17 protein-coding genes are annotated in these 18,419 nt (G+C 39.0%); 13 read left to right on the forward strand and 4 right to left on the reverse strand.

Annotated features, from left to right (window positions below; genetic code table 11):
- The first annotated feature begins 108 nt into the window (after positions 1-108).
- The 4 genes from VXN63_RS09425 to VXN63_RS09440 all read left to right on the forward strand — a co-directional run bounded on the left by VXN63_RS09425 (position 109) and on the right by VXN63_RS09440 (position 3,564).
- A complete protein-coding gene (locus tag VXN63_RS09425) occupies positions 109-591 on the forward strand; it encodes a PTS sugar transporter subunit IIA (RefSeq protein ID WP_327757804.1) in 483 nt (160 codons plus the stop codon).
- Between the two features lie 12 nt (positions 592-603).
- On the forward strand, positions 604-915 hold the full coding sequence (locus tag VXN63_RS09430) for a PTS fructose transporter subunit IIB (RefSeq protein WP_327757805.1): 312 nt from the start codon (positions 604-606) through the stop codon (positions 913-915).
- 19 nt (positions 916-934) lie between these two features.
- A complete protein-coding gene (locus tag VXN63_RS09435; RefSeq protein ID WP_327757806.1) occupies positions 935-2,005 on the forward strand; it encodes a PTS fructose transporter subunit IIC in 1,071 nt (356 codons plus the stop codon).
- Positions 2,006-2,268: 263 nt separating this feature from the next.
- Positions 2,269-3,564, forward strand: coding sequence for an adenylosuccinate synthase (locus tag VXN63_RS09440; protein ID WP_327757807.1), 1,296 nt, complete (start codon positions 2,269-2,271; stop codon positions 3,562-3,564).
- Between the two features lie 82 nt (positions 3,565-3,646).
- On the opposite strand, the gene VXN63_RS09445 is transcribed toward VXN63_RS09440, so the two are convergent.
- Both VXN63_RS09445 and VXN63_RS09450 read right to left on the reverse strand, forming a co-directional pair.
- Positions 3,647-4,315 carry a potassium channel family protein gene (locus VXN63_RS09445; protein ID WP_327757808.1) on the reverse strand — a complete coding sequence of 223 codons (669 nt, stop codon included), beginning with the start codon at positions 4,313-4,315 and terminating at the stop codon, positions 3,647-3,649.
- A 16-nt stretch (positions 4,316-4,331) separates the two neighbouring features.
- Entirely contained in the window at positions 4,332-5,720 is a 1,389-nt protein-coding gene (locus tag VXN63_RS09450) for a TrkH family potassium uptake protein (RefSeq protein ID WP_327757809.1), read from the reverse strand.
- A 272-nt stretch (positions 5,721-5,992) separates the two neighbouring features.
- On the opposite strand from VXN63_RS09450, the gene VXN63_RS09455 reads away from it, so the two are divergent.
- Positions 5,993-7,453: an alpha-amylase gene (locus VXN63_RS09455; RefSeq protein ID WP_327757810.1), complete on the forward strand. Its 1,461-nt coding sequence runs from the start codon at positions 5,993-5,995 to the stop codon at positions 7,451-7,453.
- 76 nt (positions 7,454-7,529) lie between these two features.
- Here the strand turns inward: VXN63_RS09455 and VXN63_RS09460 are convergent, their stop codons facing one another.
- Both VXN63_RS09460 and VXN63_RS09465 read right to left on the reverse strand, forming a co-directional pair.
- Positions 7,530-8,072 (reverse strand): YtxH domain-containing protein, encoded by a 543-nt coding sequence (locus VXN63_RS09460; protein WP_327757811.1) that lies wholly within the window; start codon positions 8,070-8,072, stop codon positions 7,530-7,532.
- 25 nt (positions 8,073-8,097) lie between these two features.
- Entirely contained in the window at positions 8,098-8,544 is a 447-nt protein-coding gene (locus VXN63_RS09465) for a hypothetical protein (RefSeq protein ID WP_327757812.1), read from the reverse strand.
- Positions 8,545-8,730: 186 nt separating this feature from the next.
- Here VXN63_RS09465 and VXN63_RS09470 point away from each other — a divergent pair, with 186 nt between their 5' ends.
- The 8 genes from VXN63_RS09470 to VXN63_RS09505 all read left to right on the forward strand — a co-directional run bounded on the left by VXN63_RS09470 (position 8,731) and on the right by VXN63_RS09505 (position 18,020).
- Positions 8,731-9,258, forward strand: coding sequence for a PTS sugar transporter subunit IIA (locus VXN63_RS09470; protein ID WP_327757813.1), 528 nt, complete (start codon positions 8,731-8,733; stop codon positions 9,256-9,258).
- A gap of 116 nt (positions 9,259-9,374) precedes the next feature.
- Positions 9,375-10,088 (forward strand): response regulator YycF, encoded by a 714-nt coding sequence (yycF, locus tag VXN63_RS09475; protein WP_327757814.1) that lies wholly within the window; start codon positions 9,375-9,377, stop codon positions 10,086-10,088.
- A gap of 6 nt (positions 10,089-10,094) precedes the next feature.
- Positions 10,095-11,954: a cell wall metabolism sensor histidine kinase WalK gene (walK, locus tag VXN63_RS09480; protein ID WP_327757815.1), complete on the forward strand. Its 1,860-nt coding sequence runs from the start codon at positions 10,095-10,097 to the stop codon at positions 11,952-11,954.
- A complete protein-coding gene (gene yycH / locus VXN63_RS09485; RefSeq protein WP_327757816.1) occupies positions 11,951-13,261 on the forward strand; it encodes a two-component system activity regulator YycH in 1,311 nt (436 codons plus the stop codon). Before walK ends, yycH begins: the two co-directional genes overlap by 4 nt.
- Positions 13,251-14,150 (forward strand): two-component system regulatory protein YycI, encoded by a 900-nt coding sequence (locus VXN63_RS09490; protein ID WP_327757817.1) that lies wholly within the window; start codon positions 13,251-13,253, stop codon positions 14,148-14,150. The genes yycH and VXN63_RS09490 overlap by 11 nt, the downstream gene beginning before the upstream one ends.
- Positions 14,151-14,287: 137 nt before the next feature.
- Positions 14,288-15,100, forward strand: coding sequence for an MBL fold metallo-hydrolase (locus tag VXN63_RS09495; RefSeq protein ID WP_327757818.1), 813 nt, complete (start codon positions 14,288-14,290; stop codon positions 15,098-15,100).
- 153 nt (positions 15,101-15,253) lie between these two features.
- The gene (gene gdhA, locus VXN63_RS09500; protein WP_327757819.1) at positions 15,254-16,597 is read left to right on the forward strand and encodes an NADP-specific glutamate dehydrogenase; all 1,344 of its coding nucleotides are present in this window, start codon (positions 15,254-15,256) and stop codon (positions 16,595-16,597) included.
- A gap of 229 nt (positions 16,598-16,826) precedes the next feature.
- Complete coding sequence (locus tag VXN63_RS09505; protein WP_327757820.1) at positions 16,827-18,020, forward strand: S1C family serine protease; 1,194 nt, start codon at positions 16,827-16,829, stop codon at positions 18,018-18,020.
- Positions 18,021-18,419 lie beyond the last annotated feature (399 nt).

The raw sequence follows: 18,419 nt of genomic DNA on the forward strand, positions 1-18,419 counted from the left end.
TAGATTAGTAGGGATTTTTTAGTATAAAAAAGTAAACCTTTTCATACTAAAGGATAGACTGGTATACTAAAAATAATCAGAGTTTAAAACGGAGATGAGGTAGTGCAAATGGATCAGAAGGATGAACAGGGATTAGATATATGGATTAATCTAAGGTTCTCTACTCAGAAACACACAGATAAAGAAACTGTACTGAAGAATCTATCTATGTGGATTTCTAGTCAAATAAGAGAGAAAAGTGATCCTCAAGAACTACTATCCAGTATCCAAGAAAGAGAAGCATTAGGTACAACGGGCTTTGGCGATGGTTTCGCCATTCCTCATGGAAAGGTAAAGAATCTAAAAAAACCAGCTTTAATAGTCGTTCGTTTAGAAGAAGCGACCCAATGGGATGCGTTAGATGATCAAAAAGTGGATCATTTGTTTATCATATTGGTTCCTAAAGAGGATACGGATAATAGACATTTATCCTTGTTATCGACACTAGCCTATCATCTAATGGATGATGAAATAAAAAAACAGGTTAAAACGATTCAGGAAGAAAAAGAAATGAGATGCTTAATAGAAACGATTTTTGAAAAAGGAAGATAGGGAGGAATTATCTTGAATATCATTGCGGTTACGGCTTGTGCTACGGGTGTTGCGCATACGTTTATGGCTAAAAAAGCTTTGGAAAATGCTGCAGTTAAACAAGGTCATCAGATAAAAGTCGAGACTCAGGGTGCAACGGGAATAGAAAATGAATTAACACAGACAGATATCGATCAAGCAGATATTTTGATACTGGCAGTTGAAGTGGGTATTGCTAAGAAAGAGCGATTCGATCAAATAAAAAAAGTGGAAATTCCCATCAGTACGGCGATAAAAAATGCGGAAGGTTTGCTCAAAAAGATTGAAGAAAAATTGAATTCTTGAGAAGAACGGGGGAGAAAGTATGCGTAAATTTCAACAAGCTTTAATGACTGGGGTATCTTATATGTTACCTTTTATCGTGTTTGCCGGAATGACGATTGCAATCACACAAATGTACAGTCAGTATGTCTCAGTAGATTCCTCAGTAGTTAATACATTAAATGGCTTTGCGTGGGTCATCATGGATTTAATTCCAGCAATATTTGCAGCTTATATGGCTTATGCTATTGGAGATAAAGCAGCCATTGCGCCTGGTTTTATTGGGGGTTATATCGCCGCCCATCCTACCGTTGAAAATACATCAGCTAGTGGATTTCTGGGTGCAATCTTGGCTGGGTTTATAGCAGGATATGTCGTATTGTATTTTAGAAAGTTACCTTTTCCAGATTTTCTGGAGTCGATCAAGAAAACCTTATTTATTCCCGTGATTGCAGGCTTGCTGCTTTATCTGATTATGGCCTATCCGGTGGCGATGACGATTGGGGTTTTAAATGATTTGATTATTGCAAATCTAATTACGTTATCAGAATCAACAAGGTATGCTTTCTTACTAGGTGCAATTTTAAGTGCGATGTGTGCATTCGATATGGGAGGACCTTTAAACAAAATTGCGATTACATTCGTCTTTGCACTATGGAACGAGCCAAGTGGTATTGGATTTAGAGTCAATGCAGCGGTATTTCCAGGAATAATGGTTCCGGCACTTTCAGTAGGGATTGCTTCGCTTATCGCAAAGTCTAAGTTCAGTAAAGAAGAAATTGAAATGGCTCCAGCCTCGATTTTATCAGGATTAGTTGGGATTACGGAAGCGGCATTACCTTACGCCTTTCAAGAACCTTTGCGAGTGATTGGACCCAATATGATTGGTGCGGCAATTGGTGGAGCAATCATGATGGCTTTTGGTGTTTCGACAACGGGCGTATCAGGCGTCTTTGGACTACCGATGGCGAGTAACTTAGCAATCTTCGTTCTAGCGATTCTAGTGGGTGTCGTTTGTTCCGTCGGACTTCAGATACTCATCAGAAAACCTAAAGATTCTACAGACTCAATTGCCAAAGAAGAAGACATATTAGATTTTGATATTACGATGTAAATAAGAATCTGTACCTTCTTATAGGACGAAATCCCAAATAAGGTGTTTCATTGCAAAAGATATATGGTAGAATAGAAGTGTTATTGAAGATAACAATTGATGCAAAAATAGACTAGGGGGACACCTCCATTTAAAGATAGATGACAAGGGTAAAGCGAATAGGACAATTCTATTCTTACATCAGTGTATCATTTGTCTGGGTAATGGAGTACTGTCTCCTTTTATAATTTCAAGCATTAAATATTTTTAGATGAGGTGGACAAATGTCGTCGGTCGTAGTTGTTGGAACACAATGGGGAGACGAAGGTAAAGGTAAAATTACCGATTTTTTAAGTGAGAACGCAGAAGTTATTGCGCGTTATCAAGGAGGAGACAATGCAGGTCACACAATCATATTTGATGGTGTAACATACAAACTACATTTAATTCCTTCAGGTATCTTTGCAAGCAGTAAAATCAGCGTTATCGGTAATGGTGTGGTCATTAACCCTAAATCTTTGGTCAATGAATTACAATACTTGCATGATAGAAATATTACGACAGATAATTTACGTATTTCAGATCGTGCACACGTTATCTTACCGTACCATATTAAAATGGATCAGTTGCAAGAAGATTCTAAAGGAGACCAAAAGATTGGTACGACCATTCGTGGTATCGGACCAGCTTATATGGATAAAGCTTCTCGAATCGGAATTAGAATTGCAGATCTATTAGATAAAGACATTTTCGAAGAGCGGTTGAGAAGTGTACTAGAAGAAAAAAACCGTTACTTTACTCAAATTTATAACTCTGAACCAATTGAATTTGATGAAATTTTTGAACCTTACTATGAGTTCGGCCAGCAATTCAAACAGTACGTCTGTGATACTTCAGTTGTATTGAATGATGCGCTAGATGCCGGTAAACGTGTATTATTTGAAGGTGCACAAGGGGTTATGCTGGATATCGATCAAGGAACGTATCCATTTGTAACGTCTTCTAATCCCGTTGCGGGTGGTGTAACAATCGGAAGTGGTGTTGGCCCTTCTAAAATCGACAAAGTCGTTGGTGTATGTAAAGCTTATACATCACGAGTTGGAGATGGACCTTTCCCAACAGAATTAAACAACGAAACAGGACAGTTCATACGTGATGCTGGTAAAGAATACGGAACAACAACTGGACGTCCGCGTCGTATCGGTTGGTTTGATAGTGTCGTAATGCGTCATGCTAAGAGAGTTTCTGGTATTACGAACCTTTCTTTGAACTCTATTGACGTATTGTCAGGTCTAGATACTTTGAAGATCTGTACTGCTTACGAGCGCAATGGTGAACACATCCTTCATTATCCAGCTAGTTTAAAAGAATTAGCTGAGTGTAAACCAATCTATGAAGAGCTTCCAGGTTGGAGCGAAGACATTACAGCATGTAGAACACTAGAAGAATTGCCAGAAAACGCACGTAACTATATTCGTCGTGTGTCTGAACTTACTGGTGTTCATATCTCAACATTCTCAGTCGGACCAGATCGTGATCAGACAAACGTATTAGAAAACGTATGGTCACCAGTTTCTTAAAATAAATGCTATTAAAAAAGCATCCCGCTACCTAGCGTCAGTCCTTATAGACTGAAACCGGGTAGATTGGGATGCTTTTTACTTATTTAAGTTGATTTGTATAATCTAAATGCTCGAAAGTATGCGGTTCTCCGATAGCAACGAGTAAACTTTTGGGGGAGATCTTTTCGTCAGGTAAAACATTTACTTGCAATTTTTCACCCTCAGCGTTTTTCATCCCAATAACGTTGATACCGTATTTGTTCCGCAAATCTAATTGTACAAGGGACTTTCCGACCCATTCTTTAGGTGTCAGGAATTCAATGATTGCATTGTCTTCATCTAATTCGATAACATCTAGTATTTTGTTTCTCATAAGATTACGTGCAACACGGTCACCCATTTCTTTTTCTGGACGAATAATTTCGTGGGCACCGACTTCTAAAAGGATTTCTTTGTGTACTTTATTTTTTGCTTTCGCAATAATTTTTTTGATGCCTAGCTTCTTACAATTTAGTACAGCTAGTACACTAGACTCTAAGTTAGATCCTGTACCAATAACCACAGTGTCACATTTTTCAAATCCAATACTTTTCAATAAATCTAGATCAGTAATGTCTCCTTGAACACCTTGGACAACGTATTCTTCTACACGGTTTACATCCATCAAATCTCTATCAACGGCAATCACATCAAAGTAGTGTTCACCTAGTTCTTTTGCAATAGTCGATCCAAATACTCCAAGACCTAATACGCCAATTATCTTATTCAATTTGTTCTCTCCTATCTTACCCTATAATGATGTTTCCAGACGCATATACTTTTGGTTTCTGCTTGCGTTCAAATTGGCCCAGTGCTGTGAAGATTGTGATGGGGCCTAGACGACCAATAAACATCATAAACATAATCACTGTCTGACTTCCACGAGATAAATCAGGTGTCAGATCAGCAGACAAACCAACCGTTCCTAAAGCAGAAACAGCTTCAAAAAATAAATATTGAAGGGGAACTGTTTCATCGAAAATCGACATCAAAGACATCCCAACAAAATTCAAAATCACGAACATAACAACAATCACAAGAGCTCTTCTTACAATCTCATTATCGAGTGTCCTTTTCTGGTAATGCACATGTTGCTGACCGGTAACCTCAGCCCAGATCAATTTCACGACAAGGGCAACTGTAGACGTTTTCGCGCCCCCGGCTGTACCACCTGGTGAACCACCGATGAACATAAAGACGGTCATAAAGATAATCGTAAACAGATGCAGATTTGTATAGCCGACAGTTGCAAAACCAGCGGTACGTAAGGTAACAGCCTGGAAGAAAGTTGCCTGGATTTTACCAGATAGGCTGAGGCTACCAAGCGTAGTAGGATTATGCCACTCTGAAAGCATGAATAAAATCATTGCAGCACCAATCAAAAACAGTGTCCAATTCAGAACAAGTCGAGTGTGCAGTTTCAGTCTTCTATAACGACCTCTTAAATCAATCCAGCTTCTAACAGCGATAAAACTCTTGAAATTTTGAGCGAGATCAAACCAGATAGAAAACCCAATTCCTCCAACAATAATAAGTAGTGGAATCACGATATTAACGATGGGAACATCTACAAAGCCTTGTAAACTGGTTGTTCCAAGGTTATCGAATCCTGCATTATTGAAAGCTGAAATAGAGAGAAAAATGGATGTAAACAATCCTCTGGCCCATCCAAATAAGGGAACGAAGTGGAAGGTGAGTAGAAAGGCACCGATTCCTTCTATAAGGAAAGTGTATTTCACTACAGATAAAAGAAAATTTCTGAAATTAATCATACTGCCACTATTCAAAGCTTGCCTTAGTGTTACTTCATCCTTCATACTGACACGACGTCCTAGCTGCATCACGATTGTTGCAACTAGCGTGATGAGACCTAGTCCTCCAAGCTTGATCAGGACTAAACCAACGATTTGTCCAAAGATGTTATACGTATGTGCCAAAGGCTCAGTGAAAAGGCCGGTCACACAAACCATAGAAACGGCAGTAAACAGGTGATCAAAGTAAGTCGCTTGAGACCCAATCTGCTGACTAAAAGGCATAGATAATAAAATCGATCCCACAAGAATAACAAACGCAAAACTTAAAACAATTTTAAAGGGGATGGGTAAATTTGAAAAGCGATTCAACAATCGTCTCATACAATCATTTTTCCTTTCTAGTACTAAAAATCAATATCTAGATTGTATCTCTAGAATCGTTAAAATACAAGGAGATTCCAGTAAATACTAGTGTACTTGTGAATAGAGAAGAGCTGTTTTGTCACCAATAGATTTTAATAGAATGAAAAGGTCCCAAATAAGCCTGTCGCGTAGGGCTTGCGAGACGTTCCAGTTGTTTCTTTTTAAAGATAAAGATAAAATTATACCGTTAGAGTGTTTACTTTATAGCACTGATTGTAGGAGGAGAAAACATGGAATATAATGGGACTATGATGCAATATTTTGAATGGGATCTGCCGAACGACGGTACACACTGGAGAAAACTGAAAGACGAAGCAGCTCATTTGAGATATATCGGAATTACAGCAGTATGGATTCCGCCTTGTTTCAAAGCACTGAGTCAAGAAGATGTAGGATACGGTATCTATGATCTCTATGACCTTGGTGAGTTCGATCAGAAGGGAACTGTAAGAACAAAGTACGGCACAAAAGAAGAACTATTAGATGCTATCCACGCGTTACATGAGCATGGCATTCAAGTTTATGCGGATGTTGTTTTAAACCATAAAGCAGGAGCAGATTCTACTGAAACCTTTGGAGCTATTCCAGTAAATGAGGAAAATCGTCATGAAGAAATTGGGGAATCAAGAGAGATTGAATCTTGGACATACTTCAATTTTCCAGGCAGACAAGGAAAGTATTCTGACTTTGAATGGCATTGGTACCATTTCTCGGGTGTCTCTGATGATGAAATTTCAGGAGAGCAAGGGATTTATAGAATAGAAGGCGAAGGAAAAGGGTGGGCACCAGATGATACGGTGTCAACGGAATTTGGAAACTTCGACTACTTAATGTTTGCAGATATTGACTATAGTCATCCAGAAGTGATTGAAGAAACAAAGAATTGGATTCGATGGTTCATTAATGAAACAGGAATTGATGGAATTCGTCTGGATGCCGTTAAACATATCGACAACAACTTTATGAAAGAATTGATTGATGGCGTTCGCGCTGAGTTTGGAGAAGACTTCTTTTTCGTGGCAGAGTATTGGCACCAGAAATATAAAGCTTTAGAAGAGTATATGGAAGATCTTGACTATAATACCTCTATGATGGATGTAAGATTCCATTATGCCTTGCACGAGGCATCACAATTAAAAACAGATTTTGACTTACGCAGATTATTTGATGGAACGCTTTATAAGAAAAATGCTGAGCAAGCAGTAACCTTTGTTGAGAATCATGATTCTCAGCCTGGACAGTCTTTGGAATCATATGTCGAACCTTGGTTTAAACCACTAGCATACGGAATCGTATTGTTAAGCACTTATGGTTATCCATGTGTGTTCTACAGTGATTATTATGGGTATAGTGGAGATGTCGAATATGAAGGATGTCCAACAGATATTGAAAAACTGATGCGTGTGAGAACGGAATATGCTTACGGTGAACAGTATAATTATTTGGACCACGCTACTTGCATAGGATTTACGCGTACAGGCGATAAGGAGCATCCTCATGGGTGTGCAGTCGTGATTTCTAGCGGAGACGAAGGTTTCAAGGAGATGACTGTTGGAGACTTACATGCAGGTGAAACGTATATAGATATTTTAGAACATCGAGAAGAAGAAATTGTTATAAATGAAGAAGGTTCCGCAGTATTTCCAGTAAACGCTGAATCCATCTCTGTTTGGGTTCTTAAACAACAATAAAGAAAAGACAGTTAGAATGCGAAGATCATAAATCTCCGCGGTTCTAACTGTCTTTTTATATAAACTATTTTTTCAATTAGTTATTAGGGTTCATTTTGTGTGAAGCTTCTTTTTCATCTGCAAGATGATCTTTATCAAGCTTGAAATCATCATTATTAGATAGATGGTTGTCGTGTAGCGCTTCTTCTACTTTGTCTTTAGGAATCGCTTGGTCTGTTGTAGGTTCAAGTGGTGTACCTTTTACATCACCAAGGTGTTCGTCATCATACATTGCATGAGAAGCCGTTGCAGGATCAATCACTTTATCTGATTTAGGTTCGATTGAACCATTTCTTTGCGCAAGATCTCTTTCGATTTCTTTAATTGTTTCATTTAATTGAGCTTGACGAGCATCCATCTCAGCTTGTTCAGACTGTAATTCCATGTCTGCTTCAGCGTAAGATTCTCTGAAGTCTTCAACGAGTTGCTGCGCTTTTTCACCGCTAGAGTCTTTCAGTTTTGTTGCTTCAGATTTCAATTCTTTGCGGAACTGATCTCCTGTTTTTGGAGCAAACAATAAAGCTGCAAATGCAGAAGCAGCACTCATCATTAATGCTTTGGCTAAACTTACTTTTGGCATAGTGTAGTTCTCCTCTCAAAATGGGTTATTCGTTTGTGTAACGCGCTTTTTGTTTCTGGAAAGTACGTTTGAATGCTCTAGTAAATGTTTTGGCAACCATCGGACCATCTGTTTTCAATTCATCAGTAGTGTTTTTGGCAATACCTTTTGAATAGTCACTACTATGATCTTTCAAGTAAGTGAGTGAATCGCTCAAACTAGAAGCGTGAGTAGAAAGTTCATCGAATCGCTGCATCTTGATTGTTGCAACTTTTTGAAGATCTTCAACGCGTCCTTTGACTTGATTAACTTTGGTTTGAACAGCATCAGCTTCCAATGTGAAGTGTTCGATATGGTCATTTACAGTCGACTGCGTTTCTTTTATATTGTTGAACGTTGGTTTCATCTTCTTAAATGTAGTTAAACCGATTGCGATGAGTGCAATCAACGCTACACCTAAAATGACTAGAGCAATAATATAGGCTATTGACATCATAATGCCTCCTTTACTTAAGCTATTTTTTATTTGAAGTTTCTATAAATAGAATACCACGAACAGTCTCATAGCAACAAACAGAAGCTACGACTAAAAGATATTGCTTGAAACGGCTTTAGTTGTTAGAATAGTAGCAACATACAGAGTTACAGATTTAACTGTAACTTACAAAAGGAGAAAAGCATGACAGACGAGAGAGCGAAGGATTCTGAGATTGAAATGAACGATACAAAGGATTCTCGGCACAAGCTATCTTTACGTGCAGTTTCAGACGGAGAAGTTTTATCGATAGAAGAAGTACCAGATGAAATTTTTGCTCAGAAAATGATTGGTGAAGGGTATGCCATTAAGCCAACTTCTCAACTGGTCGTTGCGCCTATTGATGGAAAGTTAATAGAAGTTGCAGATGCGAAACATGCCTATTATATTGAAACAAAAGAAGGATTGAAAATTCTGATCCATGTGGGAATCGACACATTGCTGTTGAATGGAGAAGGTTTCAAGACTAAATTGAAAAAAGATGACCAAGTCAAAGCTGGAGATGTACTGGTGGAGTTTGATGAAGAACTGATTACCAAAAAAGGCTTCAATACGATTATTTCAGTTATCGTACTAGATGATTCAGCTTTTGAAGTGATTCAGGTACTGAACCAAATGAAGCAAGCTAAAGCAGGAGAAACGGTGGCAGTGGAGATTGACTTGCAGAAGTAAGGATTCGTAGGATTTCTTTGAAAAATTGAACCGTGCTCATAGGTGCTGTATACTTGGTCTAGATTACAAGAATTGAAAAGAAAACATAAGAATATGTTTCTGAGGAGGAGCATCACTTGAAAAAGATATTAGTCGTAGATGACGAAAGACCAATTTCAGATATCGTTAAATTTAACCTTGAAAAAGAAGGATTCGAAGTTTTTACTGCATATGATGGAGAAGAAGCTGTAGAGAAAGTCGAAGAACATTCACCAGATTTGATTGTCTTAGATTTGATGTTACCAAAAATGGACGGACTTGAAGTGTGCCGTGAAGTAAGAAGAACACATGATATTCCAATCATTATGGTCACTGCTAAAGATCAGGAAATTGATAAAGTTTTAGGATTAGAGCTTGGAGCGGATGACTATGTAACGAAACCTTTCTCTAACAGAGAATTAGTTGCACGTGTTAAAGCAAACCTAAGACGTCAATCTTCTGCGCAAACAGCTGAACCAGAAGTACCAGAAAGTAATGATATTGAAGTGGGCGATCTAGTCGTTCATCCAGATGCTTATATTGTTTCTAAGCGTGGGAGTACAATCGAATTGACACATAGAGAATTCGAGTTACTTCACTACCTTGCTAGACATATCGGTCAAGTCATGACCAGAGAGCACTTGCTTGAAACCGTATGGGGATATGATTACTTCGGAGATGTCAGAACGGTCGATGTTACCGTAAGACGTTTGAGAGAGAAAATCGAAGATAATCCGAGTCATCCAAACTTCTTAGTAACTAGACGAGGGGTAGGATACTATCTTAGAAATCCTGAACAACAGGAGAAATAAACTTATATGAAAAAAAAGATTCATTTTTATCAGTCAATCAATACTAAAATCGTATTTATCATCGTTATGCTACTTGTATTCGCCCTGCAGATTATCGGGGCGAATTTTGTTACGACAATGGAACAAAAGTTAGTTGGAAACTTTAGAGGTGACCGTCAGACACAGATGACGTTTCTTAAGAGTACGATATTGCCATTATTAGAGAGCGATCAGAGCGAGGAAGAAACAGAAACCAATCCAAGAGAAGAAATTAATCGTTTGCTGATGGAGTTTTCAGGGAGCAATATTACTGAACTGCAAGTGGTTAGTCCAAGTATGGTCATCATGGGAATTAGTGATAGTACCCAACAAAGCATGATTGGACAACTTTCAAACGATGCGGATGTCAGACAAGCACAATTATCCGGCACGTCAGTCACAAAGCAAGATCTTGATCCAACTTCTCAAGATAGAAGGTGGAAAATTGTCGAGCCCGTTTATTCGAGTACAGATTCAGAAGAATTTTTAGGTGTGATCGTACTTGAAAGTAACATCGAGACCGTTTATACACAAGTCTCTGAAATTACGATGACCTTCTTACAAGCCTCATCTGTCGCAATCATCTTATCGTTGATTCTGGCGAATTTAGTAGCTAGAGCATTGACGAAACCTATCAAAGAGATGCAGATCCAAACACGTGCGATAGCAGAAGGTGATTATTCAGGTATGTTGACGGTGTATGGCGATGATGAATTGGGAGAATTAGCCTTTTTAATCAATGAATTGTCGGATGAAGTAGCAGAAGCACAAGAATCCATCGATTCAGAGCGTCGACGCTTAGATAGCGTACTGACTCATATGACCGATGGCGTTATTGCTACAGATCGACGAGGGAAAATCGTCATCGTAAACAACATGGCCGAAAAAATGCTCGAAGTGTCGGGAGAAGAAGTGAACGGCAACAATCTTTTGAAAATTCTAGGCGTAGAAAAAGAGTTGACGCTAAGACGCTTGTTAGAAGAGCAAGAAGACATTTTGATCAATGCTTATAGCGAGGGTCTGCCTACAATTCTTAGAGCCTCTTTCTCGTTGATTCAAAGAGAAACCGGCTTTATCAGCGGAATTGTTTGCGTGCTCCACGATGTAACCGAGCAAGAAAAGATAGAAGAAGAACGGAAACAATTCGTTTCCAACGTATCTCACGAATTAAGAACACCATTAACCAGTATGCGTAGTTACATTGAAGCATTGGCAGATGGTGCCTGGCAAGATCCGGAGTTAGCACCAAGGTTCCTGGAAGTAACACAAAGTGAAACAGACCGAATGATTCGTATGATTCAAGATCTATTGCACTTATCTAGAATCGATTCAGGTAAAAGTGATTTGGAAGTAGAACTCGTTGATTTAACAGAATTACTGGATCATGTACTGAACCGTTTTGACATGTTGATCCATTCGACAGAGTATGAAGGAAAACATTACCGAATTGATCGAAATTTACTAGAAGAGCCTGTATTTGTTGAAATGGATACGGACAGAATGATCCAAGTACTGGATAATATTATGAACAATGCCTTGAAATACTCTCCAGATGGCGGTGTGATCACAGGAAGTATGCGTCAGACAGCACAATCTGTGATTATCAGTATTACCGATCAAGGGATGGGTATACCTAAGAATGATCTCGTTAAAATATTCTCTAGATTCTACCGAGTAGATCGTGCGCGCTCACGAGCAATGGGTGGTAGTGGCTTAGGTTTGGCAATTTCAAAAGAAGTGGTTGAACAACATGGCGGAAGAATCTGGGCAGAAAGTGCGGAAGGAAAAGGCACAACGTTCTACTTATCCCTTCCTTACATTCCATTTGAGGAGGATGAGTGGGCATGACATGGACACATATGAAACACGTACTACTCGGCTTTTTAATTGTATTAAGCCTGTTTCTTAGTTATAACTTGATTGTTACAGGAACACAGTCTAACGCACCATCTTCTTCTGGAAACAGTCAGACACCAGTATTGATTGACCGAACTTTATCAGAAGTCTTTTCACCCAATCAAGTGATTTTACATGAAATTTCTGAAGAACCAAAGATGGCATCCATGCGTGAAGCCGAGGACTTGATCAATACAAGCTATGAAAATATGACGTTTAGAGGCGTAGAATCGCCTGAAACATTAACGAAGGCCAACTATCTGCAATTAACTCAGGGAAGTTCTTGGATAGAATTTGTGTTTAATGCACAGATTCCTTTTGGGTTATTTGAAAATGGCTTTGAAAACTTACCTTCAGACTATGAAGATCGAACATTTAACCGAGTCCTCTTCAACTTGAATGAAACAGATCGAGTATTGTTTTATGACATGAGTAAGGAACTTGCTTATGGTGTAGAAGAGGCTGTAATTACCAACAATGTGATTGAGGCCTTTAGAGAGTCAGAAGACATTGTCTATACAGAAGCTGAGGCTTTGAATTTAGGTCAAATCGTCTATGCTCCAAAAGAGAATCTGACGGTACCTTACCGTAACTATCTTGTTGAGAGTTTACCTAACAGTTTATTTATCAACATGCTGATTGATACATCACAAGCTGAAACACAAACACTTGATGAAGGGTTGAGAATTTACGACTTACAACAAGAAGTGATGATCAATGATAATCTGCATGTGTTGTCTTATCAAAGGCAGCGAACAAGCCTTGATGAGCTTTCTTTGAATGAACGATTAGCGAGAAGTTTTGAGGAATTGAACCGAGTTGAAAACTGGACAGAAAAGTCACAGTACCAGTCTTACAATACGGAGACAAATGAAACGACATTCCAGAGGTACCTTGAAGGTCTTCCGGTATTCAGTCCGCAACAAAAAGAAGCTACGACAGTCGTTACTTATGTCGAAACCGGTTTGAAAAATTTGAGTGTGCCGATGCGTATTATTCAAACGCCCATTACGCCGGATGAATTTGTAGATAAAGAGTTATCTAGTGGAGAAGAAATCGTTACAAAATTAGGATCCGTTGAAGTAGAAGCTTCAAGTATAGAAGACTTGGAGATTGGTCTCTCTTGGGTCGAAAGTGAAGAAGAATCTCGTCTGATCCATTTTGAACCGAACTGGTATGTCAAACTCGAAGGCGACAATAACTGGTATGAGGTTGAACGGTATATAGAACTACAGGGGGAACAAATTAATGGACTTTAAAAAAATTGAAAATATTTTTCTATTGGCCTTCGTCTTCCTGAATGTCTATCTCCTAGTGAGTTATATTAATCGCGCAGGGATGCAGTATGCGAATTCTCCAGCTGAACAAATCAATATCATTAGAGAAATGCGGGATATGGGGATACAGATACCAGGTAATTTGTCTGATGAGAAACAAAATATTTACTATATGCAAGCGAACAGCAATAACTTGATTCAAGACAATGTGAATTCACTTGAAAATCAAGCTGGATCTGTTACATCAGATGGCACGCTTTATACAAGTATTTTGTCTGAGCCAATAGAAATAGAAGGAGACCCAAGCGAGGGCGTCACAGATGAGCAATTATCAAAACTCAGCGCCTTTGTTAACAGTTCTGCTATTTTGTTTGGAGATCAGTATGAGTTCTTGAGATACGACAATGAGGGGAATCGGTTTATCTTTAGTCAGGTAGTCGGCGACACGCCTGTCGGAGATGGGACGTCCGAAATTTCATTTTACTATGGTAGAAGTGATGGTGAGATTATCTCTTACCAGCAAACGTATGCTGGACCCATGCAGCAACAAGGTGATTCTGTAGAAGTGATTTCTGCAAAAGAAGCTGTAGAGTTTCTGTTTCAAAGTAATGAGTTAAGATCGAATACCGTGATTTCCACACCTATTCTTACTTACCAACGTACACTTGCGCTAGAAGACTTGAGTATATATGGGCCGGTGTGGCTTATACCTATAACGGAAAGTAGTGAAAGTCGGGTTTTAAGGGTCAATGCAAAAGACCGGACAATTGTTTCAGATCCTACTGAGTCAAATGACGCAATCCCAGAACCGATTATAGATTCGGGAGACGAACCAGATGAAGAGGAAGATACTGAATCTGACCAGAGTTAAAAAAGAAACAAAATCGTTTTAAAAGAAAGGCTACCCCTTTAGTTGAAACTGTCTAAGTTTGTTTAGATGGCTTCTTGTTTAGGGGTGTTTTTTATTGTAAGATAGACAATGATTAAGTACCGGAGAGGATTTTTGAAATGTTAGAATCTGAACAGTCTGGACTGAAAATAAGCATATTGGCCAGTGGAAGCACTGGAAACATCACTTATATCGAATCAGATAACGTTAAATTATTAGTCGATTGCGGGTTTAGTGGAAAAAAAGCCGTTGAGTTATTGAAGCAGATCGACCGTCGACCTGAAGACTTAGATGCCATCCTAGTCACGCATGAGCACAGTGATCATATAAAAGGTGTTGGGATCATGGCTCGTAAATATGATCTAGACGTCTACGCAAATAAAAATACATGGACAGCAATGGAACCTAAACTAGGTAAAATCAAGCTGGAACAAAAGCATCATTTCGATTTGGAAAAAACAATGACGATTGGCGATATTGATGTCTCAAGTTTTGGCGTATCGCATGACGCTGTTGATCCACAATTTTATACGTTTCAAAAAGACAATAAACGGTTTGTTATGCTGACAGATACAGGATATGTGAACGACCGGACGCGAGACTTTGTAAAAAACGCGAACGCCTATCTATTTGAAAGCAATCATGATTTGAGTATGCTGAGAATGGGCCGTTATCCATGGTCTTTGAAACAAAGAATACTAGGAGACAAAGGACACCTTTCAAACGAAGATGGTGCACTAGCACTAGCTGAAATCGTTGGGGATAATACGGAGAGAGTCTACCTTGGACATTTAAGTAAAGAAAATAACTTAAAAGAGATTGCCTATTCTACAGTGGAAGAAATTCTGATGCAAAAAGGAACAGGGGTTAATCATAAGTACACACTTTTTGACACAGATCCTGTTGAAGCTTCTCCACTGTTTAAATTATAAGCAACTTTTAAAACGAAGATAGGAATGATTCCAAAGGGAGTTGTTCCTATTTTTTGTTATATGAGGATTTGATTAATGAATATCTTCTTATAATCGGATAATTATGATAGAATGATGAAAAGCATTTTAAAACCTTAAAGGGACGTGAATCCGTTGACTGCAAAAGCATACATTGATCAAGTACTAGCTGAAACAAAAGAAAAGCATGCCGGAAAAGAAGAATTTATTCAGGCTGTAGAAGAGTTTCTCCCAACGCTTGAACCGTATTTGAATGATCACACTGAGATTGTTGAAAAAAATCTCCTTTCTCTTATCGTTGAACCAGAAAGACTGATTCAGTTCCGTGTACCTTGGCAAGATGATGAAGGGAAATGGCAAGTGAATCGTGCTTACCGAGTACAATATAACTCCGCAATTGGACCGTATAAAGGCGGATTGAGATTCCATCCAACAACTAACGAAAGTATCGTAAGATTTTTAGGATTTGAACAAATCTTCAAAAATAGTCTGACAGGACTGCCTATCGGTGGCGGTAAAGGAGGAAGTGATTTCGATCCTAAAGGAAAAACGGATGCGGAAGTCATGAGATTCTGCCAAAGTTTTATGACTGAATTCCAGAAACATATTGGACCAGACATTGATGTGCCTGCCGGAGATATCGGCGTAGGCGGAAGAGAAATCGGCTTCTTATTTGGTCAGTATAAACGATTGAATGGCTTCTCTGCTGGTGTGTTAACAGGTAAACCGGTTAGCTCATGGGGCAGTCTGGCAAGAACAGAAGCAACCGGCTACGGTCTCGTGTATTTTGTACAGAATGCGCTAGAAGACAGAGATGATTCATTCCAAGGCAAAAAAGTCGTAGTTTCTGGGAGTGGAAATGTTTCGATCTATGCGATCCAAAAAGCACAGGAATTAGGCGCAACCGTATTAACATGTTCTGATTCATCAGGATATATCTATGACCCAGAAGGTATTGATTTAGAGCTTGTAAAAGATATTAAAGAAGTTCGTCGCGGACGTATCAAGGAGTATCTAGAACAACATCCTAATGCAACTTACGTAGAAGGTTCTGTCTGGTCACTTAAAGAATCCTATGATATTGCCTTACCATGCGCAACGCAAAATGAGATTGATGCAAAACTGGCACAAAAAATGGCGGATGCTGGTGTTAAAATCGTTGCTGAAGGCGCAAATATGCCTTCAAGTAAAGAAGCGATTGACCTGTATCAAGACCAAAGTATTCTTTATTGTCCAGGAAAAGCAGCGAATGCTGGTGGCGTGGCTGTTTCAGCACTTGAGATGGCACAAAACTCTGCGAGATTAGCATGGACCTTTGATCGAGTAGACGATGAACTGAAATCTATTATGAAAAATATCTATACAGCTTGTAGTGAAACAGCTACTAAGTATGCTGAAAAAGATAACTTGATGGCAGGAGCGAACATCGCCGGATTTGACCGTGTTGTTCAAACCATGTTATCGCAAGGACTCGTTTAAACCAATCCTAAAAAGCATCAGCTTATCTCTTTTGAATTCAACGAGGAGATGAGTTGATGCTTTTTTTGTCAAAAAAAGCATCAAAGTCAAAAAAATATAGATTCTTCACAAGATATGATAAAATACGGTTGTCGTAGAGCGATTTAGTCTACATTTGTTCAAATAAAATTCAAAAGAAGATTGTACAATCATAACGAAAGCAAGTAGTGGTGAAGAGAGGAAGGGTCACATGTCTAAATTAAATATAAAATCATTAATGGTGGTTGGATTAACATCCACTTTACTAGTCGGTTGTGATGCAATGAACCAAGGTCAAGACAACGGTGCTACTGAAAATCAGACAGGAAACGTCAACGAAGAAGGCGACGTAGCCGTTTCAGAAATGAGAGTAGATGTTTCTTCAGGTGTTACAGATGCAGTGAGTACAATAGATGATGCAGTTGTTTCGGTTATCAACTTACAAAAAGCCGCACAGAATCCTTATGGTTGGTACGGGGGAACGCAAGATGACACTGTAGAGGGAGAAGAAGACCTTCAAACAGTCGGAACTGGTAGTGGGGCCATTTACAAAGTAGATGGAGATACAGCGTATGTCTTTACCAATAATCATGTTATTGACGGATCAGACGCAGTAGACGTTCTTTTGAAAGATGGTACACGAGTACAAGCAGAAGTCATTGGAGCGGATGTATGGACAGATTTGGCCGTTTTATCGATCAGTTCAGAAGACATTAGCTCAGTAGCTGAATTTGGAGATTCCAATAACCTCAAAGTCGGTGAACCAGCTGTTGCGATTGGTTCTCCATTAGGAACAGACTTTGCTTCATCTGTAACTTCAGGAATCGTTTCAGCTGTTGAAAGATCTGTACCCGTAGATACAGATGGAGACGGAACCTATGACTGGGAAATGACAGCGATCCAAACGGATGCTGCAATCAACCCAGGGAACTCGGGTGGTCCGCTCGTCAATATAGCAGGACAAGTCATCGGAATCAACTCAATGAAAATTTCGACTTCAACAGTTGAGGGAATGGGATTTGCGATTCCAAGTAATGATGCAGTCGATATAATCAACCAATTAGAAAATTCAGGTGAGATTACTCGTCCAGTCCTTGGAATTGGCATGGTCGATCTTGCAATGATCTCTCAACAACAACGAGAAGCTGTGCTCAATGTGCCAGAAGACCTATCAGGTGGTGTTGTGATAGCTGAAGTAACAGGTGGGAGTGCCGCAGAAGAAGCGGGTCTAGCTCAAAACGATATCGTTGTGAAATTTAACGGAGTGGATGTAACTAGTGGGGTAGAATTAAGACAACAAATCTATGACACAACAGTTGGAGACGACGTTGAAGTAGAGTACTACCGAGATGGTACATTAGAAACAACAACCATCAATATGAGAGCTTCAGATGAAACCTTATAAAAGCATAATAGGAGACCTGCAGAGATCAATCTGCAGGTCTTTTTGTACACAGTGTGTATAACGTTGTGTGTAACTGCTTGACGTTGTGGGTAACTAGGAATATAGATTGAAGAGACAGTGAAGTAGATAGAATAAAGTTATCCACAAAATTCATATAAGTTGTGCATAACTTATTTATTCGTTTGTGTATTCAGTACACAAACGTTGTTTATATAAGGTTTATTTGCTTTGGGAGTTCGCGTTAGAACAAAATAAAGGTTGTGCATAACTGCTGGTTTTATATCCGTAAAAAAATTAAAAGAAAGCACTTAAAAAAGAAGATTAGGCGAAAAAGTGGGGAACAAACCTGTGTATATGTGGATAACTTTTGTGCATAAGTGTGAATTGTGGTGGAAAACA

Source organism: Marinilactibacillus sp. XAAS-LB27 (assembly GCF_036039175.1).
GTDB lineage: Bacteria > Bacillota > Bacilli > Lactobacillales > Carnobacteriaceae_A > Marinilactibacillus.

What these genes read in the sequence shown, in the direction of transcription:
- VXN63_RS09425 (WP_327757804.1), top strand. Translation starts at nt 109, where the DNA reads ATGGATCAGAAGGATGAACAGGGATTAGATATATGGATTAATCTAAGG.
- VXN63_RS09435 (WP_327757806.1), top strand. Translation starts at nt 935, where the DNA reads ATGCGTAAATTTCAACAAGCTTTAATGACTGGGGTATCTTATATGTTA.
- VXN63_RS09440 (WP_327757807.1), top strand. Translation starts at nt 2,269, where the DNA reads ATGTCGTCGGTCGTAGTTGTTGGAACACAATGGGGAGACGAAGGTAAA.
- VXN63_RS09450 (WP_327757809.1), bottom strand. Translation starts at nt 5,720, where the DNA reads ATGAGACGATTGTTGAATCGCTTTTCAAATTTACCCATCCCCTTTAAA.
- VXN63_RS09455 (WP_327757810.1), top strand. Translation starts at nt 5,993, where the DNA reads ATGGAATATAATGGGACTATGATGCAATATTTTGAATGGGATCTGCCG.
- VXN63_RS09460 (WP_327757811.1), bottom strand. Translation starts at nt 8,072, where the DNA reads ATGCCAAAAGTAAGTTTAGCCAAAGCATTAATGATGAGTGCTGCTTCT.
- VXN63_RS09465 (WP_327757812.1), bottom strand. Translation starts at nt 8,544, where the DNA reads ATGTCAATAGCCTATATTATTGCTCTAGTCATTTTAGGTGTAGCGTTG.
- VXN63_RS09470 (WP_327757813.1), top strand. Translation starts at nt 8,731, where the DNA reads ATGACAGACGAGAGAGCGAAGGATTCTGAGATTGAAATGAACGATACA.
- walK (WP_327757815.1), top strand. Translation starts at nt 10,095, where the DNA reads ATGAAAAAAAAGATTCATTTTTATCAGTCAATCAATACTAAAATCGTA.
- yycH (WP_327757816.1), top strand. Translation starts at nt 11,951, where the DNA reads ATGACATGGACACATATGAAACACGTACTACTCGGCTTTTTAATTGTA.
- VXN63_RS09490 (WP_327757817.1), top strand. Translation starts at nt 13,251, where the DNA reads ATGGACTTTAAAAAAATTGAAAATATTTTTCTATTGGCCTTCGTCTTC.
- VXN63_RS09495 (WP_327757818.1), top strand. Translation starts at nt 14,288, where the DNA reads ATGTTAGAATCTGAACAGTCTGGACTGAAAATAAGCATATTGGCCAGT.
- VXN63_RS09505 (WP_327757820.1), top strand. Translation starts at nt 16,827, where the DNA reads ATGTCTAAATTAAATATAAAATCATTAATGGTGGTTGGATTAACATCC.